The organism is Rhodococcus sp. PBTS 1, from assembly GCF_001620025.1.
Lineage (GTDB): Bacteria > Actinomycetota > Actinomycetes > Mycobacteriales > Mycobacteriaceae > Rhodococcoides > Rhodococcoides kroppenstedtii.
In genome coordinates this window covers 1,786,118-1,801,985 of sequence record NZ_CP015219.1, presented here as the reverse complement: position 1 = coordinate 1,801,985, position 15,868 = coordinate 1,786,118, and the positions used below count along the sequence as shown (strand labels likewise).

Here is a 15,868-nt window from a genome sequence, read left to right as displayed (position 1 = left end):
CCGCCGCGAACCAGTGAATTCACCGCCCGAGAGTGACTCCGCTAACGTCTGCGCCATGAGCACCCACACCGATCTGCAGGGCCGCGTCGCCCTCGTCACCGGAGCGAGTCGCGGCATCGGCAAGGCCGTCGCCGCCGACCTGCTCGCCCGCGGCGCCGCGGTCACCATCACCGCGCGCAAGGAGGACCAGCTGAACGCCGCGGCGGAGGACCTGCGTGCCGCGGTGCCCGGCGGCGTCGTCCTGCCCATCGCGGGCAACGCCGGGGACGCGGACTCCCGGCAGTCCACCGTCGACCGGACCGTCGCGGAACTGGGATCGCTGGACATCCTCGTCAACAACACCGGGATCAATCCCGTCTACGGCGCCCTCATGGACGCCGACCTGGACGGGGTCAAGAAGATCTTCGACGTCAACGTCGTCGCCACCCTCGGGTACACGCAGCGCGCCTACCACGCCTGGATGGGTGAGCACGGCGGCGCGATCGTCAATCTCGCGAGTGTCGCCGGCCTGCGCTCGACCGGCGTCATCGCCGCCTACGGCGCCTCGAAGGCCGCCCTGATCCGGCTGACGGAGGAGCTCGCCTGGCAACTCGGACCCCGGATCCGCGTCAACGCGGTCGCGCCCGGCGTCGTCAAGACCAAGTTCGCGGAGGCCCTCGTCGCCGGCGGTGAGGACGCGGCGTCGCAGGGCTACCCGATGAAGCGACTGGGCACGCCCGAGGACGTCGCGGCGCTCGTCGGGTTCCTCGCCTCCGACGCCGCCTCCTGGATCACGGGCGAGACCGTGCGAGTCGACGGCGGGTTGCTGGCCACCGGATCGCTCTGACCGTGTTCCCCTCACCCGACGCCGTGGTGGTCGGTGCGGGACCGGCCGGACGCGCCGCGGCGCACCGCATTGCGGCGGCGGGGGCCGTCGTCGTCCTCGTCGACCCGCACCCGGATCGTCGGTGGACGCAGACCTACGCGATGTGGGACGACGAACTGCCGGCGTGGCTCCCGGCCGACGTGCGCGCGACGACCACCCGGTCCGCCACCGTCGTCGGCGCCCGTCGGCACCACGTGGCCCGCGCCTACACGGTGCTCGACACCGTGGCCCTGCAGCGGGCCCTGACCGTCGACCCGGCCGCCGTGGTGCGGGACGTCGCGGTGAGCGTCGATGCGCGGGGCGTGACACTCCGCAGCGGGGGCCGCCTCGGCGCGGGCGTCGTGATCGACGCGCGCGGTTCGGCCGTCGGGCCGGGAGTCCCCGAGCAACGGGCGTACGGGGTGATCGTGCGTCCGGAGGTCGCGGAACCGGCGCTGGGGGGCGCCGAGACCCTGGTCATGGATTGGCGGCATGACAACGGCACGGACCCGCACGAACACCCCACGTTCCTCTACGGCGTGCAGCTCGACGCCGATCGGGTGCTGCTCGAGGAGACGTCGCTCGTCGGCGAGCCCGGACCCGACCAACCCGAGCTGGCCGCGCGACTGCACCGCCGCCTGCAGCATCGCGGCGTCGCGCTCCGCGGCGACGAGGCCGTCGAACGCGTGCGGTTCGCCATGGCCCCGCCGTCGGTAACGCCGGCCGGCGTGGAGGTGACGGGCGCCCGCAGCGCGGCGCTGCACCCGGCCACCGGGTACAGCGTCGCGTCGTCCCTGCGCCGGGCCGACGCGCTCGCCCGCCACGTCGTCGACGGCACCCCGGTGACCTCCCGGGCCACCGCCGCGGTGACGTCGTTGCGGCGACTCGGCGGACAGGTGCTGCTGGGTCTGCCGCCGGACGAGCTCGCGGACTTCTTCGACCGGTTCTTCGAGCTCCCCGTGGCCGCGCAGCGCGCCTACCTCTCCGGCGACGGCGACCTCCCGGGGACGGCGCGGGCCATGGGCGAGCTCTTTCGCGGGGCCGGATCAGGCCACCGACGTGCCATCGTCCGCACCGTCGGCCGACGCGCACGCGTGTCGGTTCCGTGGTTGCCGTGACGGGTGGTGGCGCCGTGACGATCCGTGGCCCAAGATTGACACCATGCGATCGATCTGGAAAGGCGCCATCGCCTTCGGGCTGGTGAACGTGCCGGTGAAGGTGTACACCGCCACCGAGGACCACGACATCAAGTTCCACCAGGTCCACGGCAAGGACGGCGGTCGCATCAAGTACGACCGCAAGTGCTCGGTGTGCGGCGAATCCGTCCAGTACGCCGACATCGACAAGGCGTACGAGTCGCCCGACGGCGATCGCGTGATTCTCACCGACGAGGACTTCTCCTCGCTCCCTGCCGCCGAGAAGCACGAAATCCCGGTGCTCGAGTTCGTCCCGACGGAACAGATCGACCCGATCCTCTACGACAAGAGCTACTACCTGGAGCCGGACTCGACGTCGCCCAAGGCGTACGTCCTGTTGCGGGACACCCTCACCGAGACGGATCGAACGGCGTTGGTGCACTTCACCCTTCGGCAGAAGACCCGGCTCGCGGCCCTGCGGGTGCACGAGGACGTACTCATGATCCAGACCCTGCTCTGGCCTGACGAGGTCCGCGCCGCCGAGTTCGGCTCGCTGGACGGCGTGAGTGCGCCGCGGCCGCAGGAACTGAAGATGGCGGGTGCGCTGGTCGAGAGCATGTCCGGCGACTTCGACCCGTCGGAGTACACGGACGACTATCAGATCGAGCTGCGGAAGGTTCTCGACGAGGCCATCGAGAACGGCGGTGAGAAGGTCGTCCACTTCGAGCGCGAGGACGAGGACACGGGCGAGGACGCCGAGGTCGTCGATCTGGTTGCCGCACTGCAGCGCAGCGTCGAGGCCGCCGGCCGGTCCGGGCGCGGGCGCGCGTCGGACAGCGGTGACGGTGACTCCGAGAAGGACACCGACACGACCCCGGCCAGGAAGGCCCCGGCGAAGAAGACCCCGGCGAAGAAGACCGCGGCGAAGAAGGCTCCCGCGAAGAAGACGGCGGCCACGAAGACCGCGGCGAAGAAGACTGCCGCGAACAAGACTGCCGCGAAGAAGGCTCCCGCCAAGAAAAGCAGTGGTGCAGCGGACCACAGCGAACGCAAAGGCGCGTGACACGAACACAATTCGCCGGGGTCGTATCCGTAAGCCTCACAACGCCGAAGGTGTTATGTCACAGAGAACCCGTCTTTAGAGTTCCTTCCTGACGCCACGCAACGAACGTGGTCGACGTCGGCCGAGTCGGCTGTCGGGGGAACCAGTCGGGGAGAGAGACACATGTTCGAGCACGAGTTCACGACCGTCGCAAACGACGCCCATCTCGTCAGTCCGGTCGTGGCACTGACCGCGGACGCACCGTCGCTGCTGTTTCCGCGCAAGTACGCGGACATCGCCGCTCTGAGCGCAGGCGACGCCACTCTGCTGCGACCGGTCCTCGACTCCGCGACCGCCGACGCGGTGGCGGACATGCCCGAGCCGCGGCACGAGGTCGCCCTGGTGTTCGGCGCCAACGGCTTCGTGGGCGCGCACCTGGTGGCGGAACTGTCGACCCGTGACGACGTCACCACCGTCTACGCCGGTGTCCGCGGAAGCACGGACGTGCCCGCGGCCGATCGGTTCGAGGAGACTGTCGCGCGCTACGACATCACGAACATCGACCGGTCCAAGATCACCGTGATCGAGGCGGTGCCCACCCGAACCCGTTTCGGTCTGGACGAGGCCACCTTCGTCCATCTCCGCGAGACGGTGGACCAGGTCTTCAACTCCGCGAGCAGCACCGACTACGACGCCACGTACCTCGACCTGCGCCGCGACTGGTTCGAGTCCCTGCTGCGCGTCGTGCAGTTCACCCTCGAGTCGCGCCGGAAGCACCTCACTTACATGGGCTCCATCGGGGCTTTCCTCTACTGCAATCCGGAGGACTTCCTGCGCCCGGACTCGTGGTGGTACTCGGGCTACTGCCAGATGAAGTGGATCAACGGCCGTCTGCTGCGGTGGCTGAACGCCGACGCGCTCGCCTCGGTGACGCTGTGCGAGTCCCCGTACGTGCTCGGATCGACCACCGTCGGCAAGGACCCGGGTCGCGTCTACAGCTTCTGGCGCGCCATCGAGCTGGGCAACAGCGTCGGTGCGCTGTGGGACGGGCCGGGCATGAACTACGCACCGGTGGACGTGCTGACGCAGGTCCTCGCCGACAACGCGCTCGCCGACTCCCCGCTGGCGTACCTCGTGCCGTCGAACCCCGAGCCGTACTCGAACGCCGTGCTCGCCGACGCTCTCGGCCTCGATCTGGTGCCGTTCGACGAGTTCGTCCGGCGCGTGAACCAGCACATCCCCCCGGCGCGCACCGCGGCTCTGCTCGGGTCGGACGTCAACGATCTGATCCGCCGCTCCAACGCTCCGTCGGTGCTGCCCGCCGGCACGGACACCTCGTGGTGGGACCATACGGCGCTGTTCGCGAAGTACCTCGCGCACATCGAGTTCCGTGACATCACCGGTCGGCGTACCGGCCTCGTCTCGGCGTGACGCCGCGTCCCCACCCGCACCGCCCGCCGCCCTCCGGCCGGGTACCGACGCAACCGGTGTTCGTCCAGCCGGGGCGTCGGTACGCCGTCCGCACCTGGACCGGGGACCTCGTGCAGTTCGTCCTCGGGCTCGTCTACTACCTCGCCGTCGTCGCGCTCGGCGCACCCGCCGTGCTGATCGACCGCCTTCTGGGAACTCGGCTGTACGACCGGTTCGTGAGCCTCGCCGAACGCATCGACCACGGCGGGGCGGCATGACCCGGCCGCGGGCTGCGGCGGCGGCAACCGCAGCGGCGGTGGTCGCCGGGTACTCGTACTGGCGCAGCGCCGCCTTCCTGCGCGACCCCGTGCGCGTTCCTCCGGAGGACGAGAACACCGTCGTCGCCGCCGCCGACGGGTACGTCACCTACGTCAAGCGTGTCGACGACGGCGAGGTACCCGTCGCGATCAAGAAACGGCGGTCCATCCCGCTCACCGAGTACGCGGGCGTGGCCGCCGCCGACCCCTCCGAACCCGGCGTCTCGGGATGGCTGGTCGGGACCTACATGACCGAGCACTCGGTCCACCGGAACCGGGCACCCGTCGAGGGCACGGTGACCCTGCGCGAGCACCGCGGCGCGGCCCCGTTCAACCGGTCGATGGCCCGCATGACCGCCAATCTCGTTCTGCGGCAACGGCCGTACGACCGGGACTGCGAGTACCTGCTCACCAACGAGCGTCTCACCATCGGACTGCGGCACGCCACCGGGGCGGTCGTCTACGTCACGCAGATCGCCGACCTGTGGGTGGATCGCATCGTCGCCCACACCCGGCCCGGTGACCACCTCGCCCGGGGTGAGCAGTACGGACTCATCCGGTTCGGCTCGCAGTGCGACGTGTTCCTGCCGGACTCGCTCGTGTCGGCCGTCGACGTCCGGCCCGGCCAGTACGTGTGGGCCGGCGAATCCGTGCTCGCCCGCGTGAGGGCGGCGGCCCGCACCCCCACCGAACCCGACGAACCGACGGTCGGGGCGATCAGGGGCCTCGGCCCGAGGAGGACGACATGACCGTGACCATCACCCGACGCTCCGACGTGGACGTGCGGCCCGTCCGCACCCGTCGCGACTGGGCGCGTTTCCGCGGTGTGCCTTTCCTGGTCTACCGCGACGATCCGAACTGGATCCCGGGGGACGCGGCGGACGTCGGCGACATCCTGGTATCGCCGTCGGCGGGGACACGCAGTCGCATCACCACGCGAGCGTTCCTCGCGTACCGCAACGGTCGCGCCGTCGGGCGCATCGCCGCGATCCACGATCACGTCTTCGATCGGCAGTACCGAGCGTCGACGGTCTTCTTCGGGTATTTCGAGGCGGTCGACGACCCGGCCGTCTCGCACGCACTGCTCGACGCCGTCGCCGCGTGGGGACGTGCACGCTCGCTCACCACCGTCGTCGGCCCGATGAGCCCGTCGATGCTCTGGAGTGCGGGAGTTCTGGTGCACGGCAACGACATTCCTCCCCTGGTCGGAATGCCGCACAACCCGCCGTACTACGCGGACCACCTCGAGTCGTGGGGTCTGACCGGCGCGAAGGACTTCCACAGCTTCTTCAGCGAGGACCCGCACACCCTGGTGCAGACGCCGATCTTCGCCCGCAAGTACGAGATGGGCAAGAGGTGGAAGGCGCGGTCCTCCGTCACCGTGCGGCCGATGAACCCGGCGACGTTCGACGAGGACCTCGAACGCGTCCGCGTGCTGTACAACACCGCGTTCGCCGACTTCTGGGGCTTCACGCCCGTCGACGCCGACGAGATGCGAGCCCTGGCCGCCACCATGCGGCCCGTCATGGACCCGGAGATCGTCCTGTTCGCCGAACTCGACGGCAAGCTGGTCGGCTTCGTCATGGGCCTGCCCGACGTCAACCGCGCCGCACTCGGCGCCGTCCGGTCTCGGTTCGGGCTGGTGCGGGACCTGCACACCCTGCTGCGCTGGCGTGGACCCGGCGGTCGAGCCCGTCGGGACCACGTCCGCCTGGACATGATGTTCGTCGACCCGTCGTGCCCCGACCGCGGCGTGTCCGCGCTGCTGATCTTCGAGCTGTTCGAGCGTATTCACGACCAGGGCTACCGGTCGGTGGAGGCCGCGCCGGTCCAGTCGGACGGCGGATGGTTCCGCTCCGTGCTCGCGTCCTATCCGGTGGATCCGACGCGGACCTACCGCATCTACGAGCGCCCGATCACACCGTGAACCCGAGCGCGCGCAGCTGCTCGCGGCCGTCGTCGGTGATCTTGTCCGGACCCCACGGCGGCATCCAGACCCAGTTGATCTTGAGCTCCTCGGCCAGACCGCTGCGTACCAGCGCGTTGCGGCTCTGATCCTCGATGACGTCGGTCAGCGGGCACGCGGCCGACGTCAGGGTCATGTCCAGGGTGACCACCGCGTCGTCGTCGATGGCGATGCCGTAGACGAGACCGAGGTCGACCACGTTGATGCCGAGTTCGGGATCGACCACGTCACGCATCGCCTCCTCGAGATCGGCGATGATCGCGGCGTTCTCCGGGGTCTCGGCATTCTCGAGGGTCTCGGACGTCTCGGGGGTGACGGGGGCCTCGTTGGTGTCGGTCATGACTGTCCTCCGATGGGGTGCGGCAGGGTGGGAACGGGGTCGGGAGCGCTGGTGGCGGACTGCGCGACGGCGTCCTTGAACGCCATCCAGCCGAGCAGGGCACACTTCACCCGCGCTGGGTACTGCGCGACGCCGGCGAACGCGATGCCGTCACCGATGACGTCCTCGTCGCCCTCGACGCGGCCGCGGCTGCCGATCATCTCGGCGAAGGCGTCGACCGTCCGCAGGGCGTCGGTCACCGCCCTGCCGATGACCTGGTCGGTGAGCACCGACGTCGCGGCCTGGCTGATCGAGCAACCCTGACCGTCGTAGGAGACGTCGGCCACGGTGCCGTCGACCACGTGCACGCGCAGAGTCACCTCGTCACCGCACGTCGGGTTGACGTGGTGGACCTCGGTGTCGAACGGATCGCGCAGTCCGCGACCGTGGGGGTGCTTGTAATGGTCCAGGATGACCTCCTGGTACATCGCGTCCATTCTCACGGGCGCACCCCGAAGAAGTCCTGCGCACGCACGATCGCGGCTGCGAGTGCATCGACCTCGGCGAGCGTGTTGTACACCGCGAACGACGCCCGCGCGGTCGCGGCCACGCCGAACCGGCGGTGCAGCGGCCACGCGCAGTGGTGGCCCACCCGCACGGCCACGCCCTCGTCGTCGAGGATCTGACCCAGGTCGTGTGCATGGACCCCGTCGACCACGAAGGACACGGCGCCGCCGCGATCCGCCGTGTCGGTGGGGCCGATCACGCGGACCCCGTCGAGATCGGCCAGCATCGCCAGCGTCGCGGCGGTGAGCTCGTGCTCGTGGGCGGCCACGGCGTCCATGCCCAGTGCCGTCAGATAGTCGACCGCGGCACCGAGACCGACGACCTGCGAGGTCATGGGGACACCCGCCTCGAAGCGCTGCGGCGGCGCCGCGTACGTGGTGGCCTCCATGGTCACGGTCTCGATCATGGAGCCGCCGGTCACGAACGGCGGCATCGCGGCCAGCAGGTCGCGCCGGGCCAGTAGGACGCCGACGCCCGACGGCCCGAGCATCTTATGCCCGGAGAACGCGGCGTAGTCGACGCCCAAGGCGCGGAAGTCGAACGGCATGTGCGGCACCGACTGGCACGCGTCGAGTACGACCAGCGCCCCGACCGCTCGGGCCCGGCTCACCAGGTCCTCGACCGGAGCGACGGCACCCGTGACGTTGGACTGATGTGTGAAGGCGAGCACCCGCGTGCGGTCCGTCAGCTCGAGCGAGGACAGATCGATCCGGCCGTCGTCGGTCACGCCGTACCACCGCAGCGTCGCCCCGGTGCGCCGGGCGAGCTCCTGCCACGGCACGAGGTTCGCGTGGTGCTCGAGCTCGGTGATCACGATCTCGTCGCCCGGACCCAGCGCCCGGTCGAACCGGTCGTCCGCGAGAACGTGGGTCACCAGGTTGAGCGCCTCGGTGGCGTTCTTGGTGAAGACCACCTCGTCGGCGTCCGCACCGACGAACGCGGCGATGGCCGCGCGAGCACCCTCGTAGGCGTCGGTGGCCTCCTCCGCCAACTGATGCGCGCCGCGGTGAACCGCGGCGTTGCACGTGGTGAGGAAGTGCCGCTCGGCGTCGAGCACCTGCGTCGGCCGCTGCGACGTCGCCCCGGAATCGAGGTACACCAGCGGCTTCCCGTCGCGGACCGTCCGTCCGAGAATCGGGAAGTCGGCCCGCACCCGGGCGACGTCGAGAGCGACGGCCGCGGTCATGCGCTCGCGGCGGACTTCGTGAAGCGCTCGTACCCGTTGGTCTCGAGCTCGTCGGCGAGTTCCGCCCCACCCGACTCGACGATGCGTCCGCCCGCGAAGACGTGCACGAACTCCGGGGTGATGTACCGCAGGATGCGCGTGTAGTGCGTGATCAACAGGATGCCGCCGTTCTGGCGCTCCTTGTACCGGTTGACACCCTCGGAGACGACGCGCAGTGCGTCGACGTCCAGACCCGAGTCGGTCTCGTCGAGGATGGCGATCTTCGGTGCGAGCAACCCGAGCTGCAGGATCTCGTGGCGCTTCTTCTCGCCACCGGAGAATCCCTCGTTGACGCTGCGCTCGGCGAAGGCGGGATCGATGTCGAGCTCGGTCATCGCCTCCTTGGCCTCCTTGACCCAGTGGCGGAGCTTCGGCGCCTCGCCGCGGACGGCGGTGGCGGCGGTCCGCAGGAAGTTGGACATCGACACGCCCGGCACCTCGACCGGGTACTGCATCGCCAGGAACAGGCCTGCGCGGGCACGCTCGTCGACCGACATCTCGAGGACGTCCTCGCCGTCGAGCGTGATCGACCCGGAGGTCACCCGGTACTTGGGGTGGCCGGCGATGGCGTAGGACAGCGTGGACTTGCCGGAGCCGTTGGGGCCCATGATGGCGTGCGTCTCGCCGGACGAGACCGTGAGGTTCACGCCCTTGAGGATCTCGATCGGCTGTGCCGCATCGTCGGACTGGGCGACGTCGACGTGCAGGTCGCGGATTTCGAGGGTGGACATGTACTTCCTTCGTCTACGAGTGGATGAATGCTGGCGAGCGGCCGGATCAGACGCCGGTGACGGCGAGCTCGGCCTCGATCGCGTCGGACAGGCGGGTCCGCACCGAGTCCACCGGGATCCGGGCGATGATCTCGTGGAAGAACCCACGCACCACCAGCTTGCGGGCCTGGGCCTCCGGGATGCCGCGCGCACGCAGGTAGAAGAGCTGCTCGTCGTCGAACCGTCCGGTGGCGCTGGCGTGCCCCGCACCGGCGATCTCGCCGGTCTCGATCTCGAGGTTCGGAACCGAATCGGCACGCGCCCCGTCGGTGAGGATGAGGTTGCGGTTGAGCTCGAACGTGTCCGTGCCCTCGGCCGTCGCACCGATGACGACGTCGCCGATCCACACGGTGTGGGTGTCCGGCTTGGCCGAGGACGGATCGCCCTGCAGCGCGCCCTTGTACACCACGTTGGACCGGCAGTGCGGGGCGCTGTGGTGGACCAGCAGACGCTGTTCGAGGTGCTGACCGTCGTCCGCGAAGTAGAGGCCGAGCAGTTCCGCGTCGCCGCCGGGACCGTCGAACTCCACCACCGGCGTCAGGCGCACCAGGTCCCCGCCCAGGCTGACCGAGAAGTAGCGGAGGGTGGCGTCACGACCGACCTTCACGTGGTGGGAGGCGACGTGAACGGCGTCGTCGTTCCATTCCTGCAGCGCGACCAGAGTGAGCTGCGCGCTGTCGGCGACCACGAACTCGACGTTCTCCGCGTACGTTCCGCTGCCGCGCTGCTCGAGCACGACGGTGGCCTTGGCGAACGCCTCGACCCGGATCTGCACGTGGCCGAACGCGACCGCGTCGACGCCGGGCCCCTCGACCGTGATCGTCAGCGGCTCGTCGAGTTCGGCCTCGGACGCCACGGTGACCACGGTGGCGTCGGCGAAGGACGTGTAGGCCTGGGCCGCGATGCGGTCCGTGGGCACACCCGCGGTGCCGAGACGACCGTCGTCACGCCCGACGGTCTCGACGCGCACCGACTCGGGAGCGCCGGACACCGTGACCGTGGTCGAACCGGTGGCCACGGCGGAGCCGTCGTGCAGGCCCCGCAAGCGGCGCAGCGGGGTGAAGCGCCAGATCTCGTCGCGCCCCGACGGCACCTCGAACGCGTTCACGTCGTACGACGAGAACTGCGCGCCCTTGTTGGCGACGATCGCGCGCTTGTCTTCGGTCTGCGGCACGGTCATCCGACCGATCCCTCCATCTGCAGTTCGATCAGGCGATTGAGCTCGAGGGCGTACTCCATGGGGAGCTCCTTGGCGATGGGCTCGACGAACCCGCGCACCACCATCGCCATGGCCTCGTCCTCGGTCAGACCGCGGCTCATGAGGTAGAACAGCTGGTCGTCGCTCACCTTCGACACGGTGGCCTCGTGGCCCATGGTCACGTCGTCCTCGCGGATGTCGACGTAGGGGTAGGTGTCGCTGCGGCTGATCTGGTCCACGAGGAGCGCGTCGCACTTGACGGTCGACTTCGACCCGTGCGCGCCCTTGTTGATCTGGATCAGACCGCGGTACGACGCGCGGCCACCGCCGCGGGCGACGGACTTGCTCACGATGTTCGACGACGTGTTCGGCGCGAGGTGCAGCATCTTCGAGCCGGTGTCCTGGTGCTGGCCCTCGCCGGCGAACGCCACGGAGAGCACCTCGCCCTTGGCGTGCTCGCCGGTCATCCACACGGCCGGGTACTTCATGGTGACCTTGGAGCCGATGTTGCCGTCGATCCACTCCATGGTGGCGCCGGCCTCGGCCTTGGCGCGCTTGGTCACCAGGTTGTAGACGTTGTTCGACCAGTTCTGGATGGTCGTGTAGCGGCAGCGGCCGCCCTTCTTCACGATGATCTCGACGACGGCCGAGTGCAGCGAGTCCGACTTGTAGATCGGCGCGGTGCAGCCCTCGACGTAGTGCACGTAGGCACCCTCGTCGACGATGATGAGCGTCCGCTCGAACTGGCCCATGTTCTCGGTGTTAATGCGGAAGTACGCCTGCAGCGGGATGTCCACGTGGACGCCCGGCGGGACGTAGATGAACGAGCCGCCGGACCACACCGCAGTGTTCAGGGCGGAGAACTTGTTGTCCCCGGCCGGGATGACCGAGCCGAAGTACTCCTGGAACAGCTCCGGGTGCTCGCGCAGGCCGGTGTCGGTGTCCAGGAAGATGACGCCCTGCTCCTCGAGATCCGCGCGGATCGAGTGGTAGACCACCTCGGACTCGTACTGCGCCGCGACACCGGAGACCAGGCGCTGCTTCTCCGCCTCGGGGATGCCGAGCTTGTCGTAGGTGTTCTTGATGTCCTCGGGCAGATCGTCCCACGTGGCCGCCTGCTTCTCGGACGAGCGCACGAAGTACTTGATGTTGTCGAAGTCGATGCCGTCGAGGTCCGAGCCCCAGTTCGGCATCGGCTTGCGGTCGAAGGTGCGCAGCGCCTTCAGGCGCGCCTCGAGCATCCACTCGGGCTCGCTCTTCTTGGCCGAGATGTCCCGCACCACGGCCTCGCTGAGGCCGCGCTTCGCGGCGGCGCCGGCGACGTCGGAATCCGCCCAGCCGTACCCGTAGTTGCCCAGGGACGCGATGGTCTCGTCCTGGGTGAGCGGGGCCGTGGGAGGGGTCACCTGGTCGGGTGTGACGGTCATGCGGGCTCCTTCCGGAGGCGATCACGGGTGGGGCTGGGCTGAACTGTGGCTGAGGTGTCGGTGTCTCGTGCAACGCGTTCGGACGCCGACTTATTGCCGTCCCGGGAGACGGCGGGTGTGCCGAGCGGCACGTGGGTGGTGCAGGCGCAGTCGCCGTTGGCGATGGTGGCCAGGCGCTGGACGTGCGTGCCCAGCAGGTCGGCGAACGCTTCCCGCTCCGCGGCGCAGAGTTCAGGGAACTCCTCGGCCACGTGCGAGACCGGGCAGTGGTGCTGGCAGATCTGCACCCCGGCGCCGACCGGGCGGGTCGAGGCCGCGAACCCGGCCTCGCTGAGCGCTCGGGCGATCGCGTCCGCCGTCGCCGCCGCGGATTCGGCGGATCCGTCGGCCGGTGTGACATCGCGCACGATGGACAGGATCCGGCGTTTCGCGAAGACGCGGACGGCGTCGTCGCCGCCGATCGCGCGGATCTCGCGCATCGCGGCCCCCGCCAGATCGTCGTAGGCGTGGCCCAGACGGGACCGACCATGCGAGGTAAGGGCGAACATCTTGGCGGGACGACCGCGACCGCGACTACGCGGACCGACGGCCGACGACACCCGCGCCGCCCCGGACTCGACGAGGGCATCGAGGTGGCGCCGGACGCCCGCGGCACTGATACCCAGGCGCGATGCCACCTCGGAGGCGCTGATCGGCCCCTCCTCGAGGAGAAGGTCGACCACCGCGGACCGCGTGCTGCCGTCCGTCGACCCGCCGCCCTCGAGCGGCGCGTCGCCACTCGCGGATCGGTGTTCGGTCGTTTTCACAACACCAGTGTGACGGAATTGGGAGGGCGGTTCCAGCAAGGGCACCCTGGGTAGACGCGACCGAACCGCCGCTCCGCGGGACCGGCCCGGTCGCCTACGCTCCGAACCGTGGGTGCACAGGATGCCGGAGCGACGGCCGACACGGTCGAGGCGGCCGACCGGCCCCGCGCCCAGCGCGTCCGCGGACAGGTGCGCCGAGTGACACGCCGGGCGCTCGGCATCGACGGGACCTCACGCACGGATCGGGTGGCCTACCTCCACGACAACGAACCCGAACGTCCTCCGCTCGACGCCGCCGAGATCCGGGACCTCACCCGCATCCGCCGCTTCGGCGCCGTCGGCGCGGGCATGATGGCGCTCGGCGCCCTCGGGGCGGGCGCACAGCCCGTTCTGCAGAACCCGGTGCAGGGCGTCCGCGTCCTCGGCCTGTTCGCCCGCGCGCTGCCCGCGGCGCTCACCGTCACCCTGATCGGAACGGTTCTGGTGGTGGTCGCCTGGCTCCTGCTCGGCCGACTGGCGATCGGATCGTTCGGCCGCGGCACCTCCCCGCGTCGACTGTCCCGATCCCAGCTCGACCGGACGCTGGCGCTCTGGATCCTTCCCCTGTGCGTCGCACCGCCGATGTTCAGCAAGGACGTCTACTCGTACCTCGCGCAGAGCGAGATCACGGCCCGCGGACTCGACCCGTACGAGATCGGCCCCCAGGCCGCGCTCGGCGTCGACCACGTCCTCACCCGCACGGTGCCCAACATCTGGCGCGAGACGCCGGCGCCCTACGGACCCTTCTTCCTGTGGATCGGCCGCGGTATCACCGCGCTGACGGGCGACGACATCGTCTCCGGCATCTTCCTGCACCGCGCGGTGGCGCTGGTGGGCGTGGCGCTGATCGTGTGGGCGCTCCCCCGCCTCGCGGCGCGCTGCGGAGTGTCCTCCGTCGCCGCCCTGTGGCTCGGTGCCGCGAACCCGCTCCTGCTGTTCCACCTCGTGGCGGGCATCCACAACGAGGCGCTGATGCTCGGCCTCATGCTGGCCGGACTCGAACTGTGCTTCCGCGGCATCGACGCACTCGACGACGTGACACGTCGCCGCACCGGCCGCGCACTTCTCCTCGTCGGCGCCGCCGTCATCGCACTGTCGGCGACGGTGAAGATTCCGTCGCTCATCGCCCTGGGTTTCGTCGGCATGGCCCTGGCCCGGCGTCGGGGCGGGCGGCTTCGAGACGTCGTCCGTGCGGCGGTCGTCCTCGGTGTCGTCGCGGCCGTCGTGATCGTCGGGGTCAGCCTGGTCAGCGGCCTCGGCTTCGGCTGGTTGGGCACCCTGGGGACGGCGAACGCAGTGCGCAGCTGGATGTCCCTGCCCACCCTGCTCGGTCTCGCGACGGGGGGCGCCGGCGTGCTCCTGGGCATCGGCGACCACACGACGGCGGTCCTGTCGCTCACCCGACCGATCGCGTCCGCGGTCGCCGCCGTCGTCATCGCCCGCATGCTGGTCGCCACGCTGCTCGGGCGCCTCCACCCGATCGGCGGACTCGGTGTCTCGATCGGTGCCCTCGTCCTGCTGTTCCCCGTGGTGCAGCCCTGGTACCTGCTCTGGGCGGTCACCCCGCTCGCCGCGTGGGCGACGCGCCCGGCGTTCCGGGTTCCCGTGATCGCGTTCTCCGCGTTCGTCTCCCTCATCGTCATGCCCACCGGTGGCGAGGTGCAGCCGTTCGTGATCGTCCAGGCCGCGCTGGCGACCGTGGTCACCCTCGGCGTCGTGTACGCGGCGACGCGTAGGTCGCTGCCCTGGCGGGCGCGCACCACGACGTCGGACGGGGCAGGAACGCCACCCCCACAGGCCGACGCCTACGCTGGACCCTCGTGACCGATCGACCCACCCCGTCCGCCGCGACCACCGAGTCGCCCGCGGTGTGCGTCTCCGGCGTCGTCAAGCGGTTCGGCTCCACCACGGCCGTCGACGGTCTCGACTTCACGCTGGAACGCGGCCGCGTTCTCGCACTCCTGGGCCCCAACGGAGCCGGCAAGACCACCACCGTCGAGATGTGCGAGGGCTTTCTCGCCCCGGACGAGGGCACCGTGAGCGTGCTCGGGCTCGACCCGACGCGCGCATCGGACCAGGTCCGCTCGCGCATCGGCGTCATGCTGCAGGGCGGCGGCGCGTATCCGGGCTCGCGGGCCGGCGAGATGCTCGATCTGGTCGCCGCGTACTCCGCCGCCCCGCTGGATCCGGCCTGGTTGATGTCGCAACTCGGGTTGGCGGACCAGGTGCGCACCCCCTATCGGCGACTCTCCGGCGGGCAGCAACAGCGCCTGTCCCTCGCGTGCGCGCTCGTGGGGCGACCGGAACTGGTCTTCCTCGACGAGCCGACGGCCGGGCTCGACGCTCAGGCCCGCCTACTGGTCTGGGATCTGATCCGGGCCCTGCGCCGCGACGGCGTCTCCGTCCTCTTGACGACGCATCTCATGGACGAGGCCGAGACGCTCGCGGACGATCTGGTGATCATCGACCACGGCCGGGTGGTGGCGTCGGGAACGCCCGCGGAGTTGACGCGGCGCGGCGCCGAGGGACAACTGCGCTTCAGCGCACCTCCCGGTCTGGACCTGACGTTGCTGCAGACCGTGCTGCCCGAGGGCTTCGATCCACAGGAGACCGCGCCGGGTTCCTACCTGCTCGAGGGGACCATCGATCCGCAGGTCATCGCCACGGTCACCTCGTGGTGCGCGCGGATCAACGTGCTCGCGACGGATCTGCGGGTCGAGCAGCGCAGCCTCGAGGACGTCTTTCTCGACCTCACCGGTCGGGAACTGAGAAGTTGAAGACCGGGAAGCGAGACGGACGAGT

General features: G+C 70.0%; 16 protein-coding genes. 9 read left to right on the top strand and 7 right to left on the bottom strand.

What is annotated here, in order from left to right; genetic code table 11:
• Positions 1-55: 55 nt before the first annotated feature.
• The 7 genes from A3Q40_RS08215 (at position 56) to A3Q40_RS08185 (ending at position 6,676) form a co-directional block, all read left to right on the top strand.
• On the top strand, positions 56-826 hold the full coding sequence (locus A3Q40_RS08215) for an SDR family oxidoreductase (protein WP_068101180.1): 771 nt from the start codon (positions 56-58) through the stop codon (positions 824-826).
• Between the two features lie 2 nt (positions 827-828).
• Positions 829-1,962, top strand: a complete 1,134-nt coding sequence (locus A3Q40_RS08210; protein WP_235606521.1) for a lycopene cyclase family protein — start codon at positions 829-831, stop codon at positions 1,960-1,962.
• 43 nt (positions 1,963-2,005) lie between these two features.
• Positions 2,006-3,043, top strand: a complete 1,038-nt coding sequence (gene ku / locus A3Q40_RS08205) for a non-homologous end joining protein Ku (RefSeq protein ID WP_068101175.1) — start codon at positions 2,006-2,008, stop codon at positions 3,041-3,043.
• Positions 3,044-3,205: 162 nt separating this feature from the next.
• On the top strand, positions 3,206-4,453 hold the full coding sequence (locus A3Q40_RS08200) for an SDR family oxidoreductase (protein ID WP_068363280.1): 1,248 nt from the start codon (positions 3,206-3,208) through the stop codon (positions 4,451-4,453).
• 56 nt (positions 4,454-4,509) lie between these two features.
• Positions 4,510-4,710, top strand: a complete 201-nt coding sequence (locus A3Q40_RS08195; RefSeq protein WP_068101172.1) for a hypothetical protein — start codon at positions 4,510-4,512, stop codon at positions 4,708-4,710.
• Positions 4,707-5,498, top strand: coding sequence for a phosphatidylserine decarboxylase (locus tag A3Q40_RS08190; protein ID WP_069972920.1), 792 nt, complete (start codon positions 4,707-4,709; stop codon positions 5,496-5,498). The genes A3Q40_RS08195 and A3Q40_RS08190 overlap by 4 nt, the downstream gene beginning before the upstream one ends.
• Complete coding sequence (locus A3Q40_RS08185; protein WP_068101169.1) at positions 5,495-6,676, top strand: GNAT family N-acetyltransferase; 1,182 nt, start codon at positions 5,495-5,497, stop codon at positions 6,674-6,676. Before A3Q40_RS08190 ends, A3Q40_RS08185 begins: the two co-directional genes overlap by 4 nt.
• Here A3Q40_RS08185 and A3Q40_RS08180 read toward each other — a convergent pair.
• Genes A3Q40_RS08180 through A3Q40_RS08150 form a run of 7 tightly spaced genes read right to left on the bottom strand, consistent with a single transcriptional unit; the run spans position 6,666 to position 13,063 of the window.
• The gene (locus tag A3Q40_RS08180; RefSeq protein WP_068101167.1) at positions 6,666-7,055 is read right to left on the bottom strand and encodes a metal-sulfur cluster assembly factor; all 390 of its coding nucleotides are present in this window, start codon (positions 7,053-7,055) and stop codon (positions 6,666-6,668) included. The genes A3Q40_RS08185 and A3Q40_RS08180 overlap by 11 nt on opposite strands.
• Complete coding sequence (sufU, locus tag A3Q40_RS08175) at positions 7,052-7,537, bottom strand: Fe-S cluster assembly sulfur transfer protein SufU (protein WP_068101164.1); 486 nt, start codon at positions 7,535-7,537, stop codon at positions 7,052-7,054. The genes A3Q40_RS08180 and sufU overlap by 4 nt, the downstream gene beginning before the upstream one ends.
• Positions 7,534-8,787 (bottom strand): cysteine desulfurase, encoded by a 1,254-nt coding sequence (locus tag A3Q40_RS08170; protein WP_068101161.1) that lies wholly within the window; start codon positions 8,785-8,787, stop codon positions 7,534-7,536. The genes sufU and A3Q40_RS08170 overlap by 4 nt, the downstream gene beginning before the upstream one ends.
• Positions 8,784-9,557 (bottom strand): Fe-S cluster assembly ATPase SufC, encoded by a 774-nt coding sequence (gene sufC, locus A3Q40_RS08165; protein WP_068101160.1) that lies wholly within the window; start codon positions 9,555-9,557, stop codon positions 8,784-8,786. Before sufC ends, A3Q40_RS08170 begins: the two co-directional genes overlap by 4 nt.
• Before the next feature lie 46 nt (positions 9,558-9,603).
• Positions 9,604-10,776 (bottom strand): Fe-S cluster assembly protein SufD, encoded by a 1,173-nt coding sequence (gene sufD / locus A3Q40_RS08160; RefSeq protein WP_068101159.1) that lies wholly within the window; start codon positions 10,774-10,776, stop codon positions 9,604-9,606.
• On the bottom strand, positions 10,773-12,221 hold the full coding sequence (sufB, locus tag A3Q40_RS08155) for a Fe-S cluster assembly protein SufB (protein ID WP_068101156.1): 1,449 nt from the start codon (positions 12,219-12,221) through the stop codon (positions 10,773-10,775). The genes sufD and sufB overlap by 4 nt, the downstream gene beginning before the upstream one ends.
• Positions 12,218-13,063 carry a helix-turn-helix transcriptional regulator gene (locus A3Q40_RS08150; RefSeq protein ID WP_068105656.1) on the bottom strand — a complete coding sequence of 282 codons (846 nt, stop codon included), beginning with the start codon at positions 13,061-13,063 and terminating at the stop codon, positions 12,218-12,220. Before A3Q40_RS08150 ends, sufB begins: the two co-directional genes overlap by 4 nt.
• 72 nt (positions 13,064-13,135) lie before the next feature.
• On the opposite strand from A3Q40_RS08150, the gene mptB reads away from it, so the two are divergent.
• Both mptB and A3Q40_RS08140 read left to right on the top strand, forming a co-directional pair.
• Positions 13,136-14,890, top strand: a complete 1,755-nt coding sequence (gene mptB, locus A3Q40_RS08145) for a polyprenol phosphomannose-dependent alpha 1,6 mannosyltransferase MptB (protein WP_371831457.1) — start codon at positions 13,136-13,138, stop codon at positions 14,888-14,890.
• Complete coding sequence (locus A3Q40_RS08140; protein WP_068101153.1) at positions 14,887-15,843, top strand: ABC transporter ATP-binding protein; 957 nt, start codon at positions 14,887-14,889, stop codon at positions 15,841-15,843. The genes mptB and A3Q40_RS08140 overlap by 4 nt, the downstream gene beginning before the upstream one ends.
• Positions 15,844-15,868 lie beyond the last annotated feature (25 nt).

Excerpts from the sequence above, each read along its gene's own strand:
- ku (WP_068101175.1), top strand. The coding sequence starts at position 2,006 with ATGCGATCGATCTGGAAAGGCGCCATCGCCTTCGGGCTGGTGAACGTG.
- sufD (WP_068101159.1), bottom strand. The coding sequence starts at position 10,776 with ATGACCGTGCCGCAGACCGAAGACAAGCGCGCGATCGTCGCCAACAAG.
- A3Q40_RS08185 (WP_068101169.1), top strand. The coding sequence starts at position 5,495 with ATGACCGTGACCATCACCCGACGCTCCGACGTGGACGTGCGGCCCGTC.
- sufB (WP_068101156.1), bottom strand. The coding sequence starts at position 12,221 with ATGACCGTCACACCCGACCAGGTGACCCCTCCCACGGCCCCGCTCACC.
- A3Q40_RS08190 (WP_069972920.1), top strand. The coding sequence starts at position 4,707 with ATGACCCGGCCGCGGGCTGCGGCGGCGGCAACCGCAGCGGCGGTGGTC.
- A3Q40_RS08180 (WP_068101167.1), bottom strand. The coding sequence starts at position 7,055 with ATGACCGACACCAACGAGGCCCCCGTCACCCCCGAGACGTCCGAGACC.
- A3Q40_RS08215 (WP_068101180.1), top strand. The coding sequence starts at position 56 with ATGAGCACCCACACCGATCTGCAGGGCCGCGTCGCCCTCGTCACCGGA.
- A3Q40_RS08200 (WP_068363280.1), top strand. The coding sequence starts at position 3,206 with ATGTTCGAGCACGAGTTCACGACCGTCGCAAACGACGCCCATCTCGTC.
- A3Q40_RS08170 (WP_068101161.1), bottom strand. The coding sequence starts at position 8,787 with ATGACCGCGGCCGTCGCTCTCGACGTCGCCCGGGTGCGGGCCGACTTC.
- sufC (WP_068101160.1), bottom strand. The coding sequence starts at position 9,557 with ATGTCCACCCTCGAAATCCGCGACCTGCACGTCGACGTCGCCCAGTCC.